Origin of the sequence: Streptomyces sp. Ru71, assembly GCF_002920535.1 — a bacterium.
Classification (GTDB): domain Bacteria; phylum Actinomycetota; class Actinomycetes; order Streptomycetales; family Streptomycetaceae; genus Streptomyces.
The window spans coordinates 1-22,734 of sequence record NZ_PQSS01000108.1 but is presented as its reverse complement, the minus strand read 5'-3'; the positions used below and the strand labels follow the sequence as shown (position 1 = coordinate 22,734).

General features: G+C 72.6%; 23 protein-coding genes. 9 read left to right on the top strand and 14 right to left on the bottom strand.

Annotation, left to right across the window (positions count from 1 at the left end; genetic code table 11):
- The coding region (locus tag C3489_RS35275) for an RNA polymerase sigma factor SigF (RefSeq protein WP_103786217.1) at nt 1–895 on the bottom strand (895 nt) is incomplete at its 3' end.
- A gap of 190 nt (nt 896–1,085) precedes the next feature.
- On the opposite strand from C3489_RS35275, the gene C3489_RS35270 reads away from it, so the two are divergent.
- Nucleotides 1,086–1,478, top strand: a complete 393-nt coding sequence (locus C3489_RS35270) for a RodZ family helix-turn-helix domain-containing protein (RefSeq protein WP_103786216.1) — start codon at nt 1,086–1,088, stop codon at nt 1,476–1,478.
- Between the two features lie 15 nt (nt 1,479–1,493).
- On the opposite strand, the gene C3489_RS35265 is transcribed toward C3489_RS35270, so the two are convergent.
- From C3489_RS35265 to C3489_RS35255, 3 genes are all read right to left on the bottom strand, one after another.
- On the bottom strand, nt 1,494–2,096 hold the full coding sequence (locus tag C3489_RS35265) for a ClpP family protease (protein WP_103786215.1): 603 nt from the start codon (nt 2,094–2,096) through the stop codon (nt 1,494–1,496).
- A gap of 1 nt (nt 2,097) precedes the next feature.
- Nucleotides 2,098–2,736, bottom strand: a complete 639-nt coding sequence (locus C3489_RS35260) for an ATP-dependent Clp protease proteolytic subunit (protein WP_103786214.1) — start codon at nt 2,734–2,736, stop codon at nt 2,098–2,100.
- 110 nt (nt 2,737–2,846) lie between these two features.
- Nucleotides 2,847–4,049 (bottom strand): epoxide hydrolase family protein, encoded by a 1,203-nt coding sequence (locus tag C3489_RS35255; RefSeq protein WP_103786213.1) that lies wholly within the window; start codon nt 4,047–4,049, stop codon nt 2,847–2,849.
- 136 nt (nt 4,050–4,185) lie between these two features.
- Between C3489_RS35255 and C3489_RS35250 the strand changes: the two genes are divergently transcribed.
- Entirely contained in the window at nt 4,186–4,671 is a 486-nt protein-coding gene (locus tag C3489_RS35250; protein WP_103786212.1) for a VOC family protein, read from the top strand.
- Nucleotides 4,672–4,717: 46 nt separating this feature from the next.
- Here C3489_RS35250 and C3489_RS35245 read toward each other — a convergent pair whose 3' ends face one another.
- From C3489_RS35245 to C3489_RS35230, 4 genes are all read right to left on the bottom strand, one after another.
- Entirely contained in the window at nt 4,718–5,590 is an 873-nt protein-coding gene (locus tag C3489_RS35245; protein ID WP_103786211.1) for a geranyl diphosphate 2-C-methyltransferase, read from the bottom strand.
- 48 nt (nt 5,591–5,638) lie between these two features.
- Nucleotides 5,639–6,700: a family 2 encapsulin nanocompartment cargo protein terpene cyclase gene (locus tag C3489_RS35240; RefSeq protein ID WP_103786210.1), complete on the bottom strand. Its 1,062-nt coding sequence runs from the start codon at nt 6,698–6,700 to the stop codon at nt 5,639–5,641.
- Between the two features lie 16 nt (nt 6,701–6,716).
- On the bottom strand, nt 6,717–8,159 hold the full coding sequence (locus tag C3489_RS35235) for a family 2B encapsulin nanocompartment shell protein (protein ID WP_103786209.1): 1,443 nt from the start codon (nt 8,157–8,159) through the stop codon (nt 6,717–6,719).
- A gap of 188 nt (nt 8,160–8,347) precedes the next feature.
- Nucleotides 8,348–9,355: a zinc-binding alcohol dehydrogenase family protein gene (locus C3489_RS35230; RefSeq protein WP_181139975.1), complete on the bottom strand. Its 1,008-nt coding sequence runs from the start codon at nt 9,353–9,355 to the stop codon at nt 8,348–8,350.
- Nucleotides 9,356–9,510: 155 nt separating this feature from the next.
- Between C3489_RS35230 and C3489_RS35225 the strand changes: the two genes are divergently transcribed.
- Nucleotides 9,511–10,311, top strand: a complete 801-nt coding sequence (locus tag C3489_RS35225) for a VOC family protein (protein WP_103786207.1) — start codon at nt 9,511–9,513, stop codon at nt 10,309–10,311.
- A 132-nt stretch (nt 10,312–10,443) separates the two neighbouring features.
- Here C3489_RS35225 and C3489_RS35220 read toward each other — a convergent pair whose 3' ends face one another.
- Complete coding sequence (locus C3489_RS35220) at nt 10,444–11,835, bottom strand: vanadium-dependent haloperoxidase (RefSeq protein ID WP_258055088.1); 1,392 nt, start codon at nt 11,833–11,835, stop codon at nt 10,444–10,446.
- 898 nt (nt 11,836–12,733) lie between these two features.
- Between C3489_RS35220 and C3489_RS35215 the strand changes: the two genes are divergently transcribed.
- Complete coding sequence (locus C3489_RS35215) at nt 12,734–13,432, top strand: ribonuclease H (protein WP_103786206.1); 699 nt, start codon at nt 12,734–12,736, stop codon at nt 13,430–13,432.
- Nucleotides 13,433–13,436: 4 nt separating this feature from the next.
- Here the strand turns inward: C3489_RS35215 and C3489_RS35210 are convergent, their stop codons facing one another.
- Complete coding sequence (locus C3489_RS35210; RefSeq protein ID WP_103786205.1) at nt 13,437–14,261, bottom strand: tyrosinase family protein; 825 nt, start codon at nt 14,259–14,261, stop codon at nt 13,437–13,439.
- Nucleotides 14,262–14,294: 33 nt separating this feature from the next.
- Nucleotides 14,295–14,663: a tyrosinase cofactor gene (locus C3489_RS35205; RefSeq protein ID WP_103786204.1), complete on the bottom strand. Its 369-nt coding sequence runs from the start codon at nt 14,661–14,663 to the stop codon at nt 14,295–14,297.
- 330 nt (nt 14,664–14,993) lie between these two features.
- Here C3489_RS35205 and C3489_RS35200 point away from each other — a divergent pair, with 330 nt between their 5' ends.
- From C3489_RS35200 to C3489_RS35180, 5 genes are all read left to right on the top strand, one after another.
- Nucleotides 14,994–16,214, top strand: a complete 1,221-nt coding sequence (locus C3489_RS35200; RefSeq protein WP_181139974.1) for an FAD-dependent monooxygenase — start codon at nt 14,994–14,996, stop codon at nt 16,212–16,214.
- Between the two features lie 123 nt (nt 16,215–16,337).
- Nucleotides 16,338–17,810, top strand: coding sequence for an MFS transporter (locus C3489_RS35195; RefSeq protein ID WP_103786202.1), 1,473 nt, complete (start codon nt 16,338–16,340; stop codon nt 17,808–17,810).
- Nucleotides 17,811–17,959: 149 nt separating this feature from the next.
- A complete protein-coding gene (locus C3489_RS35190; RefSeq protein ID WP_258055090.1) occupies nt 17,960–18,535 on the top strand; it encodes a TetR family transcriptional regulator in 576 nt (191 codons plus the stop codon).
- 12 nt (nt 18,536–18,547) lie between these two features.
- The gene (locus C3489_RS35185) at nt 18,548–19,531 is read left to right on the top strand and encodes an aldo/keto reductase (RefSeq protein WP_103786200.1); all 984 of its coding nucleotides are present in this window, start codon (nt 18,548–18,550) and stop codon (nt 19,529–19,531) included.
- Between the two features lie 61 nt (nt 19,532–19,592).
- The gene (locus tag C3489_RS35180; RefSeq protein WP_103786199.1) at nt 19,593–20,114 is read left to right on the top strand and encodes a DUF6328 family protein; all 522 of its coding nucleotides are present in this window, start codon (nt 19,593–19,595) and stop codon (nt 20,112–20,114) included.
- 31 nt (nt 20,115–20,145) lie between these two features.
- On the opposite strand, the gene C3489_RS35175 is transcribed toward C3489_RS35180, so the two are convergent.
- The 3 genes from C3489_RS35175 to C3489_RS35165 all read right to left on the bottom strand — a co-directional run.
- A complete protein-coding gene (locus C3489_RS35175; protein ID WP_103786198.1) occupies nt 20,146–20,571 on the bottom strand; it encodes an SsgA family sporulation/cell division regulator in 426 nt (141 codons plus the stop codon).
- 67 nt (nt 20,572–20,638) lie between these two features.
- Nucleotides 20,639–21,616, bottom strand: coding sequence for a hypothetical protein (locus C3489_RS35170; protein ID WP_181139973.1), 978 nt, complete (start codon nt 21,614–21,616; stop codon nt 20,639–20,641).
- Between the two features lie 237 nt (nt 21,617–21,853).
- On the bottom strand, nt 21,854–22,734 hold an 881-nt coding region (locus C3489_RS35165; RefSeq protein WP_103786197.1), incomplete at its 5' end, for an LLM class F420-dependent oxidoreductase.

The following is a 22,734-nucleotide window of genomic DNA, read 5'->3' as shown; positions in this document are numbered from 1 at the left end:
CCTCGCTCCAGGCGCAGCCCAGCTCGCCCAGCATGCCCTCGCGCAGCCGCGTGATGATCCGCTTGATCAGCCGCGAGACGTGCATCTGCGAGCAGCCGAGCCGTTCGCCGATCTCCGCCTGGGTGGCCTCCTCCACGAACCGCATGTGCAGGATCTGCCGGTCGCGCTCGCCGAGTTCGGCCATCAGCGGGGCCAGCGACTGGAAGTCCTCCACGAGCCGCAGCCCGTCCTCCTCCACGCCGATGAAGTCGGCGAGCACGGCCTCGCCGTGCTCCAGCCCGTCCCCGGTGAGGGCGGCGTCCAGGGACGAGGAGTTGTAGCCGTTGGCGGCGATCTGCGCCTCGACGACCTCCTTCTCGGAGATGTTCATCAGCGTCGCCAGCTCCGCCACCGTCGGCTCCCGGTCCAGCCGGCTGGCCAGCTCGTCACGGGCCTTGGCCAGCTCCACCCGCAGTTCCTGCAGCCGGCGCGGCACATGCACGGCCCACGTGGTGTCACGGAAGAACCGCTTGATCTCACCGACGATGTACGGCAGCGCGAAGGAGGTGAACTCGACCTCGCGCGACAGCTCGAACCGGTCGATCGCCTTGATCAGGCCGATCATGCCGGTCTGGACGATGTCCTCCATGTCGTCCCCGCGGCCGCGGAACCGGCCGGCCGCGAAGCGCACCAGGGACATGTTCATCTCGATGAGCGTGTTGCGGGCGTACTGGTACTCGTGCGTGCCCTCCTCCAGCTCCGCCAGTCGCCTGAAGAACTGGCGGGACAGCTGCCGCGCGTCCCGCGGGGCGATCGTCCGCGGGTCCTCGACTCCCGGCAGCGGCTCCTCGCCCATGCTGGTCCCGGCAGCCTTCGCGGCGACCTGTGCCTCCGACCGGATCACGGCGGTGGACATCGAGTTCCCTCCCACGGAAGTGACGACGCGACGTGTTGCGCTGCCCCTCCGCCTACCCGCAGTCGCGCCGGGCATGCCCCCCTGCTCGCGAGAGCGGCCGAAAATCTCCCCCGGCGCTCCCGGACGCGACTTCACCGAGGGCAGAACGCCGAACCCTTCCCCTCGCCAACATGTCTTCTAGGCTGGGCGGGTGAGCATTCAGACGCCGAACGAAGCCCGTGTCGTCCCGCTGCGCCCCCCGGCCGCCCGCCCGGAGCGCCGCCCCGCCGCCAAGGAGCCCCTGTGGCGCGACCTGGTCGGCGACGTGCTGCGCCGCGAACGCCAGGCGCAGGAGCGCACTCTGAAGGACGTCGCCGAGACCGCCCGGATCTCCATGCCGTATCTGTCGGAGGTGGAGCGGGGCCGCAAGGAGGCCTCCTCGGAGGTCCTCGCGGCCGCCGCCCAGGCCCTCGGGCTGAGCCTCGGCGACCTGCTGGCGCGCGCCCAGTCCGAACTGGTCCGCCTCACCGCCCGGACCGCGCACAGCGGCCGTGCCACGAGCGCCGGCGCCGCGCGACGCAACGGCCTGTGCCTGGCCGCCTGAGCGCGGTCCGGGCGGTCACACCGGGGCCAGGCGCCTGCTGAGCACCTCGTCGGCCAGCCCGTACTCCACCGCCTCCCGGGCGGTGAACACCTTGTCCCGGTCCATGTCCGCGCGCAGCGTGGCGACGTCGTGGTGCGTGTGCCGGGACAGCACCTCCTCCACCTGGGCGCGGATGCGGACCATCTCCTTGGCCTGCAGGGCGAGATCGGACACCGTGCCCTGCCGGCCCCCGGACGCGGGCTGGCCGAGCAGCACCCGGGCGTGCTCCAGCACGAACCGCCGGCCCGGGTCCCCGCCCGCCAGCAGCACCGCCGCCGTCGAGGCCGCCTGGCCCACGCAGAACGTGGAGATCGGTGCCTGGACGAACGTCATCGTGTCGTAGATCGCCATCAGCGAAGTGAACGAGCCGCCGGGGGAGTTGATGTAGATCGCGATCTCGTGCTCGGGAGCCGACGACTCCAGGTGGAGCAGCTGCGCGATGACGACGTTGGCGACGCCGTCGTCGATCTCGGTGCCGAGGAAGACGATCCGCTCGGACAGCAGACGGCTGAACACGTCGGAGGACCGCTCGCCGTGCGCGGTCCGCTCGACGACGTACGGAATCGTGTAGTTGCCCATGTCACAGCCCCATCCGTCGCCGGGTGGCGGCCGGGCGCACGTCCGCGAAGGACTCCACGACCCGGTCGACCATGCCGTACTCCCTGGCCTGCTCGGCCGTGAACCAGCGGTCCCGGTCGCCGTCCCGGGAGATGGTCTCCGGGCTCTGGCCGGTGTGCTCGGCGGTGAGCCGCTCGATGGTCCGCTTGGTGTGCTCCAGGTTCTCCGCCTGGATCTCGATGTCCGCGGTGGTGCCGCCGATGCCCGCGGACGGCTGGTGCATCATGATCCGCGCGTTCGGCAGCGCGTACCGCTTGCCGGGGGCTCCCACGCTCAGCAGGAACTGGCCCATGCTGGCGGCGAATCCCATCGCGAGCGTCGCGACGTCGTTGGGGACGAGCCGCATGGTGTCGTAGATGGCCAGGCCCGCGTGCACGGAACCGCCGGGGGAGTTGATGAACAGGGCGATGTCGGTGTGCGGGTCCTCCGCCGACAGGATCAGCAGCTGGGCGCAGACCCGGTTGGCGGACACCTCGTCGACCTGGGTGCCCAGCAGCACGATCCGCTGCCCGAGCAGTTGGGCGGCCAGGTGGTCGTCGAAGCGGGTCGGCGGGGTGTCGCCCTCCTCGGCACGGGGCGCGAGGGCGGTCGGTGGGGTCATGGGATCTCCCGTCGGGTGAGGGATTGCCGTCCACCCCACTGTCGGCCCGGCCGCGCACCCCGGGGAGCCGTCTCTGCCCGCGGCAGATTCGCCACGGGCAGAGCGTGCCGTCAGCCCTTCTCGCGCAGCTGCCGGAAGAACGCCCGTACGTCGCCGACCAGCAGATCCGGCTCCTCCATCGCCGCGAAGTGGCCGCCGCGGCCGAACCGTGTCCAGCGCACCAGGTTCTCCGTGCGCTCCGCCCGGTGCCGCAGCGGGATCTGGATCTCCTTCGGGAACAGCGCGAGAGCGGTCGGGACGGTGGACGGCTCCTGCGGGGCGGCGGCCCGGCCGGCGGTGTGCGCGCGCTCGTAGTAGATCCGGGCGGACGAACCGGCCGTCCCCGTCAGCCAGTACAGCATCACGTTCGTCAGCAGCCGGTCCCGGTCGACGGCCTCCTCGGGCAGTTCCTCGCTGTCCGTCCACTCCCGGAACTTCTCCACGATCCAGGCCAGTTGCCCGACCGGGGAGTCCGTCAGCGCGTACGCCAGCGTCTGCGGCTTCGTCGACTGCGCCGCCGCGTAGCCGCTGCCCTCGCGGAACCACTCCTGCCAGCTGCGCCAGGACCGCAGCGCCTCCTGCCGCTCCTCGGGAGCGAGCGCCTCAAGCTCCTGCGGGGTGGGCTCGGTGAGCTGCTGCGCCCCCGGCAGCAGGTTGAGGTGCACGCCGATGACCCGTTCGGGGTGGGCACGGCCCAGCTCGCGGGAGATCGCCGCGCCCCAGTCGCCGCCCTGCACGCCGAACCGCTCGTAGCCGAGGCGGGTCATCAGCTCCGCCCACGCGTCGGCGACCCGGCCCGCCTCCCAGCCCGGCTCGGTGGTCGGCCCGGACAGGCCGAAGCCGGGGATGCTCGGCACGACGACATGGAAGGCGTCGGCCGGGTCGCCGCCGTGCGCGGCCGGGTCCGCCAGTGGCCCGGCGACGTCGAGGAACTCCACGATCGACCCGGGCCAGCCGTGTGTGAGGATCAGCGCGGTGGCGTCCGGCTCGGGGGAGCGCAGGTGCGCGAAGTGCACGTTCTGCCCGTCGATGGTGGTGGTGAACTGCGGCCACTCGTTCAGCCGGGCCTCCGCCGCCCGCCAGTCGTAGCGGTGCCGCCAGTGGTGCACGAGGTCGCGCAGGTAGTCCACGGGCACCCCGTACGCCCAGCCGGTGCCGGGCAGCTGGTCCGGCCAGCGGGTGCGGTCGAGCCGGTCGTGGAGATCGTCCAGGGCGCTCTGCGGGATGTCGAGACGGAAGGGACGGATGCCGGTGTCGCCGGAGGGTGACGTCATGGCCCGGATGCTAGGCGAGCCCGGCCACGGGGCCGTACGGATGAAGGGCGCCGCGTGGCCGATGAGTTTCGCCGCCCGCTCCGGTCGACACTGATGACCGCGTTCCACGCCGCTCCGGCGTCCCAGGAGGTGTCATATGACCACCGACGGATTCACCACGTGTCTCTGGTTCGACGGCCAGGCCGAGGAGGCCGCGCACTACTACGTGTCGATCTTCAAGAACTCCTCCATCGGCCGGATCGGCCGCTACACCGAGGCCGGACCGGGACCCGCCGGCTCCGTGATCGCCGTCGACTTCACGGCCAACGGCCACAAGTTCGTCGCGCTCAACGGCGGACCGCAGTTCACCTTCAGCGAGGCGATCTCCTTCCAGATCTTCTGCGACAGCCAGGAGGAGATCGACTACTACTGGACCAAGCTCACCGAGAACGGCGGCGAGCCGGGCCCGTGCGGCTGGCTGAAGGACCGGTACGGGGTGTCCTGGCAGGTCGTCCCGAACGGGCTGATCGAGATGATCAGCGACGCCGACCAGGAGAAGGCCGCCCGCACGATGCGGGCCATGATGGCCATGGGCAAGCTCGACAAGGCCGCCCTGGAGAAGGTGTTCGCCGGTCAGGAGTGAGGCGGCGGGGGCGCCGCCCGCCGGTGACGACGCCCCCGGCCCCGGTTCACACCCGGTCGGCGGCGATCAGCAGGTACTGGAAGCTGCCGTTCTTGTAGGCGCTGAGGAACGTTTCCTCGATGCCGGTCACCAGGTGCTCGGCCTGCCGGCGCAGCTCCCAGTACGGGATCGTCGCCTCGGTCAGATCCTCCACGTGCACCGGCACCAGCCGGTTGCGGGCCATCGCCCGGAAGTACTCCGACCTCGGGTGGATGTCGCAGATGTAGTGCGCGTTGATCAGGGACACCTCACGGGAGGCCTGTCCGTAGGTGTCGTTGTAGCAGCCCGTGATCACCACGTACCGCCCGCCGCGCCGCAGCAGCCGGGCGTGCTCGGCGAACAGCAGGTCAAGCTCCACGTACATCGTGGACTCGTTGTTCCAGGAGGCCGCGTACGCCCCGGTCGGCAGACCGGTGTCGAGCATGTTGCGGTGGTGGTAGCGCACCTTGCCGTCGATGCCCCGCTTGCGGGCCTGCGCGTTCGCGAACTCGGCCTGCTTGGCGGAGATCGTCACCCCGTCGGCGTGGCAGCCGTGCCGCAGATGCGCCGTGACACTGCCGCCGCCGCGCCCGCAGCCGGCGTCGAAGACCCGGTCGGCGGGGGTGAGGGGGCCGAGGTGGGAGGCGAGCAGCTCGGCCTGGGCGTGCTCCAGGCGGTGCAGTTCGCCGGTGATCCGGGCCCGGCGGCGGTCCGGATCGGGCTCGTCCAGCACCGAGAAGTCGGCGTCGCCGATGCCGTAGTGGTGGTGGTAGAGGTCGTCGATCCGTCCGAGGTCGAGGTTGACCGGATTCTCCTCGGCGTTCCAGTACTCCGCCACGCGGCTCTGGTACGTCGACTGGGTCGGCAGCGTCACGGTGCCGGTGTCGGATGCGGTGGCCAACGAATGACTCCTAGTGGTGCGTCTGACGCGAGGTCAGTAGAGCGGGTGTTACCAGTAGTTGGGCAGGGAGTAGCGGTGGGTGTTGGTGGCGTGCCACTCGTGGTTGCCGGCGACCCAGTCGTCCAGGCCCTGGGCATAGCGCTCCACGAGCGGGTTGGCGGCCGCCAGCAGGGCGGACTCCTCCTCGAAGGCCGCCATGATCTCGTTGTGGATCTCGACGGCCTTCAGATAGGCGGTCTTCAGTCCGCACCGCTCGTCGGCGGCGATCACCTGCGGAAGGTTGAGATGGGTGGGGTCGGCGGCCAGCTCCTTGGTGAAGGAGTACAGGTCGTTGACCAGGGTGGTGGCGTTGCAGGCCAGCGCGGTGATCCGCTGCACCTCGGGGCGGGCGTAGACCTGCTCGGGCAGTTCGTAGCCGTCCACCGCGTCGACGATCGACAGGCAGGGACGGAAGTTGTTGAACTGCCGCATGACCAGGTACTCCCACACCTTCGGCCGGTGCCGGGTGCCGGCCCAGGAGGCCTCGGCGAGATAGCCCAGGTGCAGCCGGGCCATGTCGTGCACGAACCGGCCGGTCTGGCTGGGTGTGGCCAGGGCGGCGAAGTCCTTGAGCGCCTCGTGGTAGGAGCGCAGCGGGCCGTCGGTCTCCAGAGCGCGCCGCCACTGCTGCTCGGCCGCCGGGGTGCCGTGGTACGGGTCGAGGGCCGACTGGGCCAGGATCAGCCGGCCGCCCAGGCGGCTGCGGGAGGCGCCCCGGCCCTCGTCCTCCTCGCAGTAGCAGGAGTCGACGAGGTTCTCCGCCAGCAGCAGCTTCCCGGCGACGGTCAGCCGCTCCAGGTCGGCGGCGCGCGGATGCTGCAGCACCACCGCACGGCCGAACTGGAACCCGGCGAAGTCCCCGTTCCAGGCGGGTGGGAACAGGTCCAGGCCGCGGGCCCAGGACTCCAGGCGGCGGTCCACCTCCGCCGCCTTCGCCGGGTCGGCCGGGGCGACGCTCCGGTGTCGCAGCCCGGGGATCGGCCCGCCGCGCCGTGCCCGCACCGAGCGGGCCAGGTTCGGCGGCCCGGGCGGGACGAAGGAGGTGTCCCGGGTCTGTGGGGTCGTGCTCATCGCGTCCTCCGCGCGGTCAGTCGGCCGTCCGGCCGATCTGGACGTTCTCCAGGACTCCGGCCGCGTCGGGGACGAGGATGGCCATCGAGTAGTAGGCGGTCACCAGGTAGCTGATGATGGCGGCGGTGTCGATGCCCATGAACCGCACGTTCAGACCCGGCTGGTACTCCTCCGGGATGCCCGTCTGGTAGAGGCCCACCACGCCCTGGTCCTTCTCGCCGGTGCGCAGCGCGATGATGCTGCTCGTGTGCTGCTCGGTGATCGGGATCTTGTTGCACGGGAAGATCGGCACACCCCGCCAGGCGGGGATCTCGTGCCCCTCGACGTTCGCCGTGCCCGGCACCAGGCCGCGCCGGTTGCACTGCCGGAAGAACGCCGCGATGGCCTTCGGATGGGCGAGGAACAGCTTGGTCTTGCGGCGCATCGACAGCAGCTCGTCCATGTCGTCCGGCGTCGGCGGGCCGGTGAAGGTGCTCACGCGCTGGCTGTAGTCGGCGTTGTGCAGCAGGCCGAAATCCCGGTTGTTGACCAGCTCCCACTCCTGCCGCTCGCGGATCTCCTCGACGGTCAGCCGCAGCTGCTGCTCGGTCTGGTCCATCGGGTCGTTGTAGAGGTCGGCGACGCGGGTGTGCACCCGCAGCACGGTCTGGGTGAGCGACAACTCGTACTCGCGCGGACTCGGTTCGTAGTCGACGAAGCCCGACGACAGGGTCGGCTCGCCGGTGTGGCCGGCCTGCACCGGCACCTCGGCCTCGCCCTTGCGGTTCATCGGCCGGCTCTGCCGCTCGGCGTAGGCCGACAGATGGGCGGCGAGCGAGGGGGCTCGGTCCATGAACTCGGTCAGGGCGTCCCAGGGCAGCGCCAGCACGGTCCCGGCCGTCTCCGCCCGCACGGAGGCCAGCCACAAGGGGTCGGCCCGCCCCACCGCCTCGTCGCCCAGCCCGTCGCCGTCGGAGACGACCCCGAGCACCTCCTCCTCGCCGTACTTGCCGGTGACGAAGCGGGTGAAGCGGCCGTGCGCGATCAGATAGGCCTCCGTGACCGGCTGGCCGGCCTCGAACAGCACCTGCCCCGCCCGCACTTCGCGCACCCGGAAACGGGAGGCGACCCCCCTGAGCACATCGAGGTCGGTGTAGCCGCGCAGCACCGGCAGCTCGGTCAGCGTCTCGGGGATGACCCGGATGTCGTCACCGCCGTTCTGCTCGAACTGCACCCGGCCTCGGCCGACGCGCAGCTGCAGCCGCCGGTTCACCCGGTAGGCGCCGCCCTTGACGTCGACCCAGGGCAGCATGCGCAGCAGCCATCGGGAGCTGATGGCCTGCATCTGCGGTTCGGTCTTGGTGGTGGTGGTGAGCTGGCGCGCTGCCTGGGTGCCGAGTGAGGTGAGCGAGCCGTCCGCCGAGGGGGCGGGGGCGGGTTCTTCGGTGGCGGGACCGGCGGTGCTTTCCGGTGCGGACACGTATTCCCTCCCGGGAGTGAACTGCGTTGTGCGGTGCGCTCGTCGACGACTGACGCACCGCCAAGCCAACCGGTGGTGCGCGCGCTCCGGTACGGCGCGAAAGGGGCGGTTTGTACCTGGCGAGGCGTAAACATCACTTTGAGGCGGAGGGCGCGTGACGTGCGCTTCCGCACGCCGGAGGGCGGCGCTCAGAAAAGGTCGTTCACCAGTACGGCGGCACCCTCGAACCGGCCGTCCTTCAGATCCGCGAGCGCCTGCGGAGCCCTGGACAGGGGATACTGACGGGTCGTCGCCCGCACCCCGTACCGGGCCGCCAGTGCGAGGAACTCCCGCGCGTCCCCGCGGGTGTTGGAGGTGACGCTGCGCACCTCCTTCTCATAGAACAACTCGCTCTCGTAGCGCAACGGCGGTACGTCGCTGAGATGGATCCCGGCGATCGCCAGCACCCCGCCCCGGTCCAGCGCCCGCAGCGCGAACGGCACCAGCTCGCCGGCCGGCGCGAACAGGATCGCGCTGTCCAGCGGCTCCGGCGGCGCGTCCGCGGGCCCCCGCGCCGACGCGCAGCCCAGCGCCAGCGCCAGCCGCCGCGCCGCCGCACCCCGGGTCAGCACATGCACCCGGGCGCCCTCGGCGAGCGCGACCTGCGCGCACAGGTGGGCGCTGCCGCCGAAGCCGTACAGCCCGAGCCGCCCGCCCGGCGGCAGCGCGGCCCGGCGCAGGGCCCGGTAGCCGATGATGCCCGCGCACAGCAGCGGGGCGAGCGCCACGTCGTCCACCCCGGCGGGCGGCCGGTGGGCGAACGCGGCCGGTACGGTCGTGTACCCGGCGTAACCGCCGTCGGCGTCCCAGCCGGTGTACCGGGAGGCTGGGCACAGGTTCTCCGCGCCGCGCGCGCAGTGGGCGCACCTGCCGCAGGTGCGGCGCAGCCAGGCCACGCCCACCCGGTCGCCCACGGCGAAACCCTCCACCGCCGCGCCGAGGCCGGCGACCGTGCCGGCCACCTCGTGCCCGGGCGTCACGCCCACCCGGTGCACGGGCAGGTCGCCCTCGACGACATGCAGATCGGTGCGGCACACCCCGCACGCCCGCACCCGTACCAGCAGCTCGTCCTCCCCGGGCACCGGCACCGGTCTGTCCACCAGCCGCAGCGGGCCCTGCGTCAGGGGTCCCGGTGCGAGCACCGACCACGCGCGCATCCTCGTCCCGTCGGCCATGGCCGGCTCCCCGCCGTCGTCACTCCCTCACCCCCCAGTCTCTGCCGGTGCCGGCCGTTCCGCGCGCGTCGGCGGCAGGGGATGGCTAGCGTGAGGAACCGTGACAACCCCCACCGAACGGGAAGAGGGCCGCGATCATGGCCGTATCACCTGAGGGAACCCCTTGCTGGGCCGACGCGATGTTCTCCGACGTGGAGGCAGCCAAGAGCTTCTACGGCGAGGTCCTCGGCTGGACCTTCGGCGAGGCGTCGTCGGAGTACGGCAACTACACCCAGGCCTACGCCGACGGCAAGGCGGCCGCCGCCGTCGTACCGCCGATGCCGGGCCAGGAGGGCCAGGCGGCGTGGTGCCTGTACCTCGCCTCGCCGGACGCCGCCGCGACCGCCGAGAAGATCCGCGAGAACGGCGGCGAGGTGCTGATGGAGCCGATGCAGGTCGGCGACTTCGGCACCATGGCGCTCGCGCGTGAGCCCAGCGGCGCCGTGTTCGGCGTCTGGCAGGCGGGCGTGCACGAGGGCTTCGAGGCGCCCCCGCAGCAGCCCGGCGCCTACTGCTGGGCCGAGGTCTTCACCCGCGAACCGGAGAAGACCGACGCCTTCCTGGCGGCCGTCTTCCCCTACCGGGCCAAGCAGCTCAAGGACGACGCGGTCGACTTCCGCATGTTCGACATCGGCGAGGAGACCGTCCTCGGCCGGATGAAGATGGGGGAGGAGTTCCCGCCCGAGATCCCCTCCTACATCAACGTCTACTTCACGGTGCCCAACTGCGACGAGGCCGTCGAGAAGGCGACCCGGCGGGGCGGGGTGCTGCGGTTCGGTCCCATGGACAGCCCCTTCGGGCGGTTCGCCGCGCTGAGCGATCCGCAGGGCGCCAACTTCTCCGTGATCGACATCACCACCACGGCGGGCGAGATGCCGCAGACCGGGGACGTCTCCTAGGGCTCGCGGGGGCGGGCGCGGTCATGGCGCGCTGTCGTCCACGACCGAGCCCGCGGGCCGGGCAGGCCGGGCGCCGCGCGGGCGCCGCGCGGGCGCCGCGCGGGCGCCGCGCGGGTCAGTCGAGCCGCGCGCTCAGGAGCCCGCTTCTTTCATGGTGTGGGTGAACACCCATGTGGCGACGTCCTCGCCGAGCGTCAACCCGTCGCGCGCGTCCCACGGATAGTGGACGCCGAGCCAGACCCTGCTGTCGGCTGCCTCGCGCGCGGCCTGGCTGAAGCTGGTGAACGTACGGGTCCTGACCGGGGACTTCGGGTCGTCGGTCGAGGCCGTGAAGGTGATGTCGTCGGTCGTGAAGTACTGCCGCATGATCCCCGCCCATGCGGCCGCGAACGCGGAGTGACCGGACGCCCAGGCCGGGAAGCACGGCGTCGTGCCCGACAGCGGCTTCCACGTGGTGTCCTTCAGGCCCTCGCGGATGGCCGAGACCGGGCGCCACAGGTCGATCTTCGTCTCGTACTTCACGTCCCACTCGGCGATGGCCGCGTCCGCCATGGCGACCGAGACCAGGGCGAAGAGACGGGCGTTCTGGTAGGTGGTCAGCCCCCGGTCGCGCGACACCCGGGCGGTGATGTCGAGCAGTTGCCCCGGCGGCTTGTACGTGCCGTTGGCGTCGTTGGCCCAGAACCAGGCCGCCGCGGTCTGGTCGGTCGTACGGGCGGGGGAGCCGGCGGCGCCCAGCGTGCGCACCTGCTGCACCTGCTCGGCGTAGGCGGGGCTTGCGAGCAGGTTCTCGTACGAGTCGTACTGCCCCGGTGTCGACGGCCGGAACTGGGAGCCGGACAGCAGCGTCCACGGCTTGACCCTGCCCCATCTCGGGATGGCGGCGTCGCTCGCCTGGCTGCAGTTGGGGTCCGGCAGGTCCGGATAGCTGGTGGGCCGCCAGGCGCCGGGCTTGCCGTCCGGGGTGTAGGCGTCCTTGCTGTCGGAGCCGTCGGCGTCGCGGAAGGTCCACATGTTGGTGACGATCGTGTTGACCACGGTGGTGTCGAGGATGTCGAAGTCCGTGGGTTTGGTGCCGAACCGCTCCTTGAACTTGTTGTCCAGGTACGTCGTCTGGCCGGGGAACAGCTTGAGGAGGATGTTGTAGGCGGTGCGCCCGATCAGGCGCTCCTCCTCCCCGGGCCCTTCCGACCACGCGGCGTAGTCGACCGCCTGGAGGTAGGGGTCGGAGGTCATGGTGTGCCAGCGGAGCCGGTAGGAGCTCTCCGCGTCGTAGATCGCCGCGTTCATCTCGGCGGCGGCCCGGGAGATCGGGCCCGGGGCGCCCCCGGCCGTCTTGATCGCGCCGAGCAGCACGTTGTTCCAGTACAGAACCGGATCACCGGTGTAGTTGGGGGCCGCGGCGGCCGGCTGGGGTGCGAGGGCCAGCGCGCCCGCGACCGTGGTGAACACGGTGGCGAGGGCCACCCCGGTGACGCGTAAGCGGCCGGGTCTCTTCCGTATCGCGCGGAACATGCGGAACATGGGGACGTCCTCTCTGCCGATGTTTCGAGGGCATCGGCCCGCGACCGCCGGGCCGTGCGCACCGCAACCTAGGCGCGGCCCGGCCCGACGACATCGGTCAGGCGGAGGACGGCCCTGTCATTCGGGGGATGCAGACAAGCCGGCGGTAAACCCTGGCGGTAGCCCAACTGCTACCCCGAGCGCACGCGGCCCGGCCCCCGGCGGTCGCCGCCCGCACTCCGGCGGACGCGAGCCGGTTCCGGGCGGTCGCAGCCCGGTCCCGGCGGACGCCACCCCGGCCCCCGGTGGCCGTGGCCCGATCCCCGGTAGACGCGGCCCGGTACGGCGGTTGCCGCCCGGTCCCGGCGGACGCCGCCTCGGCTCCCGGCCCTCCAGTGGACACCACCCCGGCCCCAGGCCCTGGCGGTCGGGGCCCGGTGCCCGGCGGCTGCGGCCGGGTCCCCGGCGGTTGCCGCCTCGTCCCCCAGGCCACGACCGCGGGCGCCGCCTGGTCCCCCGCGGGTCGTGGCCCGGTCCCCGGCGGATGCGGCCCGGCCCGCGGCGGCCCTGGCTCGGTTCCCCGGCGGTCGAAGCCAGGCTTCGGCGGCCGCCGCCCGTTGCCCGGCCCCCAGCCCCCGGCGGACGGGGCGCCCTCCTTGGCGGACCGCGGGCCCGCCTCTGGCGGACGCTGCCTCGGCGCCCGGCTTCCGGCGGACGCTGCCCGGCGCGGCAGTGGGGGCCCCGGCGGGCGCCGGTAGGGCCCGGGGCGACGGCTCGGCGCCCGCCGCGACGGCGGCGGCCGCGTCGCCGACCAGCTGAGCGCCGCGCCGCCGCCTCCAACACCCGGCGGACGCCGTCCCGGGCCCCGGCGGAGACACCCGGCCCCGGCCGTGGGGCAGGCCGCCGGTGCGGGCATGGCATGATCGGGTGCATGCGTGAGCGAGTGGTGGCGGCCTGCGACGGGGCCTCGAAGGGGAACCCCGGACCGGCGGCCTGGGCCTGGGTGGTGGCCGACGACACGGAGGCGCCTGAGCGCTGGGAGGCCGGCCCGCTGGGGAAGGCCACCAACAACGTCGCCGAGCTGACCGCGCTGGAGCGGCTGCTCGCGGCCACCGACCCGGAGGTGCCGCTGGAGGTCCGCATGGACTCCCAGTACGCCATGAAGGCCGTCACCACCTGGCTGCCCGGCTGGAAGCGCAACGGCTGGAAGACCTCGGCCGGCAAGCCCGTCGCCAACCAGGAGCTGGTCGTCCGCATCGACGAGCTGCTGACCGGCCGCGAGGTCGAGTTCCGCTACGTGCCCGCCCACCAGGTCGACGGCGACCCGCTCAACGACTTCGCCGACCGGGCCGCCAGCCAGGCGGCGAGCGTCCAGCAGGCCGCGGGCAGCGCCCTCGGCTCGCCCGAGCCGCCGCCCGCCCCGGATGTCCCGGCCGGCGGCGGACCGCGCCGGCGCAGCGGCGGGGCCAAGCCGAAGGCGGCCTCGTCCGCCCGCACGATCAAGGCGAAGTTCCCCGGCCGCTGCCTGTGCGGCCGCGCCTACGCGGCCGGCGAGCAGATCGCGAAGAACGGCCAGGGCTGGGGACACCCGGAGTGCCGGGCGGCGGCGGCCGGCTGAGACGTCAGTCGGTGTCGAAGGTGTAGTGGGCCCTGTGGTCCAGCAGCGCCGCCGGGGTCGTGTCGTTCCACGGCTTCATCGGCTCGTCGAGGTCCACGACGTCCGGCGTGCCGCCCGCCGGCAGATAGCCGGACCCCGGATGCCGGCGCTGCCACTGGGCCCACAGCTTGTCGACGAAGGCGTGGTGCAGCCAGAACACCGGATCGTTGGGGGAGACCCCGGTGGCCATCTGCCCGCCGACCCACACATGCACCCGGTTGTGCAGGTTCACCCCGCGCCAGCCCTCCAGATGGTTGCGGAAGCCGTCCGCCGCGCTGTTCCACGGCGCCGCGTCGTACACATCCATCGCCAGCACCGACTCCACCTCGGCCCGGGTCGGCAGCTCGCGGACGCCCGCCCCGAGAGCGCGCCGCAGATAGCCACGGCTGTCCACGCGGACGGTGACCGGCCAGTCGCCGGTGGCCGCGGCGAACGGCCCGTCCATCACCCGGCCGTCCAGGCTGCGGCCGGTGCCGCCGAGGAAGTCCGGCGCCCACAGGGACGAGCGGGCCGTGCGGTCGGCGGTCCAGTCCCAGTACGGCAGCGCCACCGTCGCGTCCACCGACTGCAGCGCCCGCTCGAACTCCAGCAGGAATCTGCGGTGCCAGGGCAGGAACGACGGTGAACGGTGGCCGGTGCGCTCACCGTTGTCGGTGTCGGACATGATGAAGGCGTTGTGGGTGGTGACGAAGGCGTCGTAGCGGCCGCTGCGCTTCAGCTCCAGCACGGCGGCGACGAAACGCCGCTTCTCCTCGGCGGTCAGGGCGGCCTGGTTCTTGCGGACGGTCATGGGTGTCGGGCTCCGAGTGGTCCTGGACGGCGGTCAGTTGGCGGGGAAGGGCAGCAGGCGGGCGCCGCGCAGCTCGTCCACCGCGGCGCGGGCGGCGGCGCGCGGGGTGGGCACCGGGTCGTAGTGGCCGACCACGCTGATCCAGCTGCCGTCGGCGTTGCGCATCACATGCAGCTCGACGCCGTCGATGAACACGGCGTATCCGCCCCCGTGATGGTGACCGCCGCCGCCGGTGGTCCGGCCCTGTATCCGGCGGCCCCGGTAGACCTCGTCGAAGGGCTCGGGGGAGTCGTGGTGATGCTCGTCGGCGCTGGCGGCGGTGGCGGTGACCGCCTGGGATGAGGCGGCAGCCGCGAGGGCGGCTGCGGCGCCGAGCGCACGACGACGGCTGAGTTCCGGCATACGGACCTCCAGGAACGCGGGTGTGAGGGATGACGCCGCATGCCTATCGGGCCGGAGGGCACCCGTACGAACGGTTGGCCGCGATCCGGACAAGTACCCACATGTCGTACGGTGTTGAACCAAGTGGATCTTGCCGTCGGCACATGCGTGGCTGGTGCGGAACGGGCAATTCCTTTGCCTGGGGCCCCTGTTCCGGGCGGTAACTTCCCGGGCCCGCGAGGCCGGCGTGGCGCGGCTCACGCCGCGGATCCGACGCAAAGCGGACCACTCCGGCTGCTACCCTGCGCTGTCGAACGACCGCGATGGGTAACTGGCAATCAAGAGGTGCGCGTGAAGGTCGCCTGCGTCGGCGGCGGGCCCGCCGGGCTGTATCTGTCGATCCTGCTCAAACGGCAGGACCCCGCCCACGACATCACCGTCCACGAGCGCAACCCGGAGGGTTCGACCTACGGCTGGGGCGTCACGTACTGGCGAGGCCTGCTCGATGAGCTCCACGCGCACGACCCCGAGTCCGCGCGCGCCGTTGAGGCGAGCTCCGTGCGCTGGAACGAGGGCGTCGCACATGTGCGCGGCCGGCTGACCCGGCAGCCCGGCGACACCGGCCACGGCATCGGCCGCCACCGGCTGTTGGAGATTCTCTCCGACCGCGCCCGCGCCCTCGGCGTCCGGCTGGAGTTCGAGTCCGAGGTCCGCGCGGACGACCCGCCCGAGGCCGACCTGGTGGTGGCGGCCGACGGCGTGCACAGCGCCCTGCGCACCCGCCACGCCGGCCACTTCGGCGCCCGCCTCACGGCCGGCCGCAACCGCTACGTCTGGCTCGGCACCACCCGGGTCTTCGACTCCTTCACCTTCGCCTTCGTCGAGACCGGGCACGGCTGGATCTGGTGCTACGGCTACCCCTACGACCCGGGCCACAGCACCTGCGTCTTCGAGTGCGCCCCCGAGACCTTCACCGGCCTCGGCCTCGACCGGCAGGACGAACCGGGCCGGCTCGCCCTGCTGGAGCAGCTCTTCGCGCACATCCTGGACGGCCACCCCCTCATCGGCCGCCCCGCGGGCGACGGCGGCAGCCCCTGGCCGACCTTCGGCACCCTCACCAACCGGACCTGGCACCGCGGCAACCTCGTCCTGCTCGGCGACGCCGCCCACACCACCCACTACTCCATCGGCGCCGGCACCACCCTCGCGCTCCAGGACGCCATCGCCCTCACCGCAGCCCTGCGCGAGCACGCGGCCCTGCCGCAGGCGCTCGCCGCCTACGAGCGCGCCCGCATGGCCGCCCTGCTGTCCGCGCAGAGCGCCGCCCGCTACAGCGCCCGCTGGTACGAGAGCCTGCCGCGCTACCTGGACCTGCCGCCGGAGCAGATGTTCGCCCTGCTCGGCCAGCGCCACTCGCCCCTGCTGCCGTACGTGCCGCCGCAGCTGTACTACCGCCTGGACCGGGCCGCGGGACAGCTGGGGGCGCTGCGCCGCCTCAAGCGCTGGCTCGGCCCGCGGCTCGCCCGGAGCGTGCACGCCCGCGAGCTGTCCTCACGCGGACCCGCGGACTGAGCAGGGCCCCGGAAAAGAAAAGCCTCGGAAAAGAAGCGGGGTGAATTCCCATTCACCGGCTATGGTGAATGGGAATTCACCCCCCGTCGTTCCCTGGCCGGCGCCTCGGCCACTGGAGTACTCATGGCCTCGCCCGTACCGATATCCCGGCCGACCGGCCCGCGAGCCCGGCTCACCATCCCCGTGCTCGCCTTCGGCGGCATCCTCATGGCCGTCATGCAGACCGTGGTCGTGCCCCTGCTGCCCGACCTGCCCCGGCTGACGGGCGCCTCGGCCGGCGCCGTGTCCTGGACGGTCACGGCGACCCTGCTGTCGGGCGCCGTCCTCACCCCGGTCCTCGGCCGGGCCGGCGACATGTACGGCAAGCGGCGCGTGCTGACCGCGGCGCTCGCCCTGATGACCGTCGGCTCGGTGATGTGCGCCCTGTCCTCCGACATCGGCGTGTTGATCGCCGCGCGCGCCCTGCAGGGGGCCGCCGCCGCGGTCGTACCGCTGTCGATCAGCATCCTGCGCGACGAGCTGCCGCCCGAGCGCCGCGGCTCCGCGGTCGCGCTGATGAGCTCCACCGTCGGCATCGGGGCCGCGCTCGGGCTGCCGCTGGCCGCGCTCGTCGTGCAGTACTTCGACTGGCACACCATGTTCTGGCTGACCAGCGCCCTCGGCGCGGTCGGCGTGACGGCGGTGTGGTGGGCCGTGAAGGAGTCGCCGGTGCGCGAACCGGGCCGGTTCGACGCCCTCGGGGCGCTGGGCCTCGCGGCCGGGCTGGTCTGCCTGCTGCTCGGCGTGTCCCAGGGCGGGCAGTGGGGCTGGACCAGCCCGCGGATCGTGGGCCTGTTCGCCGGGGCGGCCGTCGTGCTCGCGCTGTGGTGCCTGCACCAGCTGCGCACCGCCCGGCCGCTGGTCGACCTGCGTCTCGCGGTGCGCCCGCGGGTGGGCCTGCCCCACCTGGCCGCCCTGCTGACGGGCTTCGCCTTCTACGCCAACTCCCTCGTCACCGCCCAGCTGGTGCAGGCCCCGAAGGCCACCGGATACGGCCTGCAGCTGTCGATCGTCGAGACCGGCCTGTGCCTGCTGCCCGGCGGCGTGACCATGCTGCTGCTGTCCCCCGTCTCGGCCCGCATCTCCGCCGCGCGCGGACCCCGGATCACCCTCGCGCTCGGCGCCGCCGTGATCGCCTGCGGCTACGCGCTACGGATCGCCGACAGCCGCGACCTGTGGATGATCATCCTGGGGGCGACGGTGGTGGCGACCGGCACCACGCTCGCCTACTCGGCACTGCCCACGCTGATCCTGCGCGCCGTGCCGGCCGGGCAGACCGCCTCGGCCAACGGCGTCAACGTCCTGATGCGCACGATCGGCCAGGCCACGTCCAGCGCCGCCGTCGCCGCCGTCCTCGTCCACCACAGCGGCCCGGTCGCCGGTACGGCGGTGCCGACCCTGCACGGCTATCTGCTCGCGTTCGCCATGGCGGGCGCCGTCGCCCTCGTGGCCTGCGCGGCGGCCCTGACCATCCCCGGCGACACCGCCCCCGACGCCACCCGCCGCGCCCAGGGCGACACCCGGGCCGAACGGGACGAGGCCCCGGCGGGAACATGAGGGGTGTGAGTACGTCTTCCCACGGCCCGTCGGCTGCCGCGCCGGGTTCCGTGTCGTCCGGTCCTGCCGCTGGCGCGTCGCGTTCAGCCTCGTCCGGTTCCGGCGCCCCTGCCCAGGGTTCGGAGTCCTCCGCTCCCACCGCCGCCCCGATCGGGGCCGGCGCCGGGCGTCGGGACGCCGAGGCGACCCGGGGCGCCATTCTCCGGGCCGCCCGGTATCTGCTCGCCCGGCACGCGCACGCCGACATCACGCTCAAGGCGGTCGCCGAGCGGGCCGGGGTGAGCGCGCCGCTGGTGCTGAAGTACTTCGGCAACAAGGACGCCCTCTTCGCCCGGGTGATGTCCTTCGACACCGACGCCGAGGCCCTCCTCGACGCGCCGCTGGACGACCTCGGCCGGCACATGGTCCGGCACGTCCTTCTCAGCCAGCGCGAGCTGGGCGCCGACCCGATCCTGCGCATCGTCTTCGCCCCGCTGCAGGGCGAGCACGGCGACGTCCTGCGCGCCAACTTCCGCGGCCAGGTCACCGCCCGGCTCGCCGCCCGCCTGAGCGGACCCGACGCCGCCCTGCGCGCCGAACTGGCCGTGGCCACCGTGCTCGGCCTCGGCGTCATGGTCGGCATCGCCCGCGGCGACCAGGTGCGCACCGTGCCGGTGGACGACCTCGTCGAACGGTACGGCCCGACGGTCCAGGCCCACCTCACGGCGCCCCGCACCGACCGGTGACACACTGACGCCATGGAAGAGCGCGAATTCCCCAGGTCCGGTCAGCACGCCTCCGTCATCGGCCTCGGCACCTGGCAGCTGGGCGCGGACTGGGGCGACGTCGACGACAAGGAAGCACTGACGGTGCTGGAGGCGGCCGCCGAGTCCGGCGTGACCTTCTTCGACACCGCCGACGTCTACGGCGACGGACGCAGCGAGTCCACCATCGCCACGTTCCTCAGCAGCCGCCCCGACCTGCACGTGGAGGTCGCCACCAAGATGGGCCGCCGCGTCGAGCAGATCCCGCAGAACTACGTGCTGGACAACTTCCGCGCCTGGAACGACCGTTCGCGCCGCAACCTCGGCGTCGACCGCATCGACCTGGTCCAGCTGCACTGCCCGCCCACCCCCGTCTACTCCTCCGACGAGGTCTTCGACGCCCTCGACACCCTGGTCGAGGAGGAGCGCGTCGCCGCGTACGGGGTCAGCGTGGAGACCTGCGCCGAGGCGCTGACGGCGATCGCCCGGCCGAACGTGGCCAGCGTGCAGATCATCCTCAACCCGTTCCGCATGAAGCCCCTGCGCGAGGTGCTCCCGGCGGCCCGCGAGGCCGGCGTCGGCATCATCGCCCGCGTCCCGCTCGCCTCCGGCCTGCTGTCGGGCAAGTACACCAAGGACACCGTCTTCCCGGCCGACGACCACCGCACGTACAACCGGCACGGCGAGGCCTTCGACGTCGGCGAGACCTTCGCCGGCGTCGACTACGCCACCGGCGTGGAGGCCGCCGCCGAGTTCGCCGCGCTGGCCCCCGAGGGATACACCCCGGCCCAGCTCGCGCTGCGCTGGATCGTCCAGCAGCCCGGTGTCACCACCGTCATCCCGGGCGCCCGCTCGCCCGAGCAGGCCCGGGCCAACGCGGCCGCCGCGCGGCTGCCGGCACTGTCCGAGGACACCCTGACGGCGATCCGCGACCTGTACGACCGGCGCATCCGGGAACAGGTCGAGCACCGCTGGTAGGCGCTCGCCGTCCCGCTAGGACAGGACCGCCCCATCCGGGGTACTCGCGGTAGGACGACTGATGTGGTTCCAACCGGGAGGAACGGTGGCGGTCACCGACGAGGGGCCGGTCCGGCGCCGCGGGCGCAACGAGACCGAGGAGGAGCGAGCCGACCGCATGTGGGGCGAGCTGATCCAGGAGGTGCGGGTCGCCCAGACCGGCGTGCAGATCCTGTTCGGCTTCCTGCTCACCGTCGTGTTCACGCCCAAGTACGATCACCTGGAACACAGCAACCAGATCATCTACATCGTGACCGTGGTCCTGGGCGCCTGCGCGACCGGCTCGCTGATCGGCCCGGTGTCCCTGCACCGCCTGGTCTCCGGCCGGCAGGTCAAGCCGCAGGCGGTGCGCTGGGCGTCCAAGCTGACCTTCGTCGGCCTGGTGCTGCTGCTCGCCGCGATGACCTCCTCGCTGCTGCTGATACTGCGCGTGGCGACCGACGACGGCTATGTCCCCTACCTGGTCACGGCCGTCGTCGTCTGGTACGTGATGTGCTGGTTCGTGCTGCCCCTGTGGACCCGGCGCCGCTACACCTCACGCTGAGCGCGCGGCCCGGGCGGCCACGGGGGCCCGGTCACGGCCCCGTGGTGAGCTGGGCGAGGAAGTCGTCGATGCGTACCTCCTCCCGCCCGGGCGGCACCAGCTGCCACGTTCTGCGCAGGAACGTGGAGACGGCCGGCGCCCAGGCGAACACCACCGCGTGATGGCGTCCGCCGTCCGGGCGGGCGTCGCCGAGGAACTCCATGCGCAGCTCCTCCCACGTCCCGTCGTCGGTGGGGCGCAGCCGCACGTCGCCGATGCCGACGGGCCGCCGCAGGCCGTCGCCGAGCATCTCCCGGTCCAGCTGCCACCGGGCCAGCACCCGGCCCCGGTGACTGAAGACGGCGGTGACGACGAACGGGTCGGCGGCGTCGTAGCTGAGATGGGCGAGCACGGCGAAGCGTTCCGTGTCGCCCGCCTGCAGTTCCACCACCAGGGTCGTGTGCGCGAAGCTGTCCACCAGCAGAGGCCTTCCGGAAGGAACGGACGGGAGCGGACCCCTGGTACCCCGCTGACGCGATTGATGCTCAGCCGGCCGGGTGATTCCCGCGACCCGAGCGCAGCGCGGCCAGGCAGGAGCCGATCGCCTGCTGCAGCTCCTCCAGCCGGCGCACCATGTCGTCCTCGTAGAAGTCCTCGGCGTCCTCGAAGGTCAGCTCCTCGAACGCCCGGGTGGCCTTCTGCACGCTGCTGTAGAACCGCTGCCGCCGTTCCGTCACCCGCAGGCCCGGGTCGGCCTCCACGGTCTCGGCGACGAGGCCCTTCATCGTGTCGTACGCCTCGGCCGCCCACTCGGCGGCGTCCTCGCCCTCGTCCAGCTCGTCGATGAGGGACAGATGCCGCTCCGCCTCCTGGCGCACCTCGGCGGGCGCGTCCAGGGTCTGCCCGGCCGGCGTCCTGATCCGTCCCGACTCGGCGATCTGGCGCACATAGCCGATGCGGTCGGCCGAGCGGCTCTCGGACGCCACGGCCTTCTTCAGATCGTCGGTGCGCACCACGTCCCGGGCGAGCGCGGCCTGCAGCTCCGGGTCCTCGCGCACCCGGTCCAGCAGCGCCTGCTGCGCCGCCCGGGCGGTGGAGGGGTCGGCCATGATCGCGGCGCGCAGCGCGGTGGGGTTCTCGGCGACCTCCAGCGCCTTCGTCGGCCGGATGCCCTCCGCCGCGGCCGCCTCGGCGATGGCGCTGCCCCGCTCGGAGGCGGCGCTGTTGCGCGAGAGGTAGTAACCCTGCCATGCGTCGGCGTCCGGCAGGGCGACCTCCTGCCCCGGCCGCAGCGCCTCGAAGTGCGGCACGAGTCCGTCGTCGGCGGCACGGTCCCACGCCTTGTAGTAGCGCAGCACCCGGTCCGCCGAGCAGCCCGCCAGTTCGGCGAACTCCTTCGCGCTCACCTTCGCCGTCTCGCCCGCGCCCTGCCCGCCGGGCCGCACGCTGCGGGCCACCAGCAGCGCGAAGGCCCACCCTCCGGTCCGCGCGTAGGCGCCGAACTCGCGTGCGTCACGGGCCACGAGCTCGTCCGGGACGGACGCGGACGCGGACGCCGGCTCGGACTCCGGCGAGTGCGTGGGTTCGGGCACGGTGGACGGCGCGTGCGTGGGCTCGGCCGTGGTGGACGGCTCGGACGGGACGATCGCTCGGGTCACCGGGACACTCCAGGGGCAGGACCGACGGTTGTGCAGAGCGGCAGCCTATATCCACCCATTGGCGGCGCTTGTGTGCACCTGTGCCCGGTTTCCGTGCCCGTGTCAGCCGAACGCGTCCCGCAGCGCGGGCAGCAGCGTCTTCTCCGACCAGTCCAGGAACGGCGCCTGCGCGTCCCCGCCGATCTGCACCAGCGCGATCTCGGTGAACCCGGCTTCCGCGTAGGGCCGTACGGCCTCCACGAAGGCGTCCGGGTCGTCGCCGCACGGGATCGACTCGGCGACGTCGTCCGGGGTGACGAACTGGGTCGCCGCCTCGAAGGAATCCGGGTGCGGCAGCTCGGAATTCACCTTCCAGCCGCTGCCGAACCAGCGGAACTGCGCGTGCGCCCGGTGGATCGCGGTGTCCCGGTCGGTGTCGTAGCACACCGGCAGCTGCCCGACCCGCGGCTTGCCCGTGCCGCCGTGCCGGTCGAAGGCCTCCAGCAGGCCGGCCTTGGGTTCCGTCGCGATGACCAGGTCGCCGAGCCGGCCCGCCAGTTCGCAGGACTTCTCGCCCGAGACCGCGATGCCGATCGGCGGCGGCTCATCCGGCACGTCCCACAGCCGCGCCGACTCGACGTCGAAGTGCGTGCCGCGATGGTTGACGTGCCCGCCCTTGAACAGCGCGCGGATGATCTGCACGGCTTCCTCGAACATCTCGTGCCGGACGTCCACGGAGGGCCAGCCACCGCCCACGATGTGCTCGTTGAGGTTCTCCCCGGAGCCGAGCCCCAGCCGGAACCGGCCCTGCGAGAGCAGCTGCAGGGTGGCCGCCTTCTGGGCCACGACCGCCGGGTGGTAGCGGAACGTCGGGCAGGTCACGTACGTCATGAGCGGGATGCGCTCGGTGGCCTGCGCGGCGGCGCCCAGCACACTCCACGCGTACGGCGAGTGACCCTGCGAGCGCAGCCACGGGAAGTAGTGGTCGGACGTCACGGAGAAGT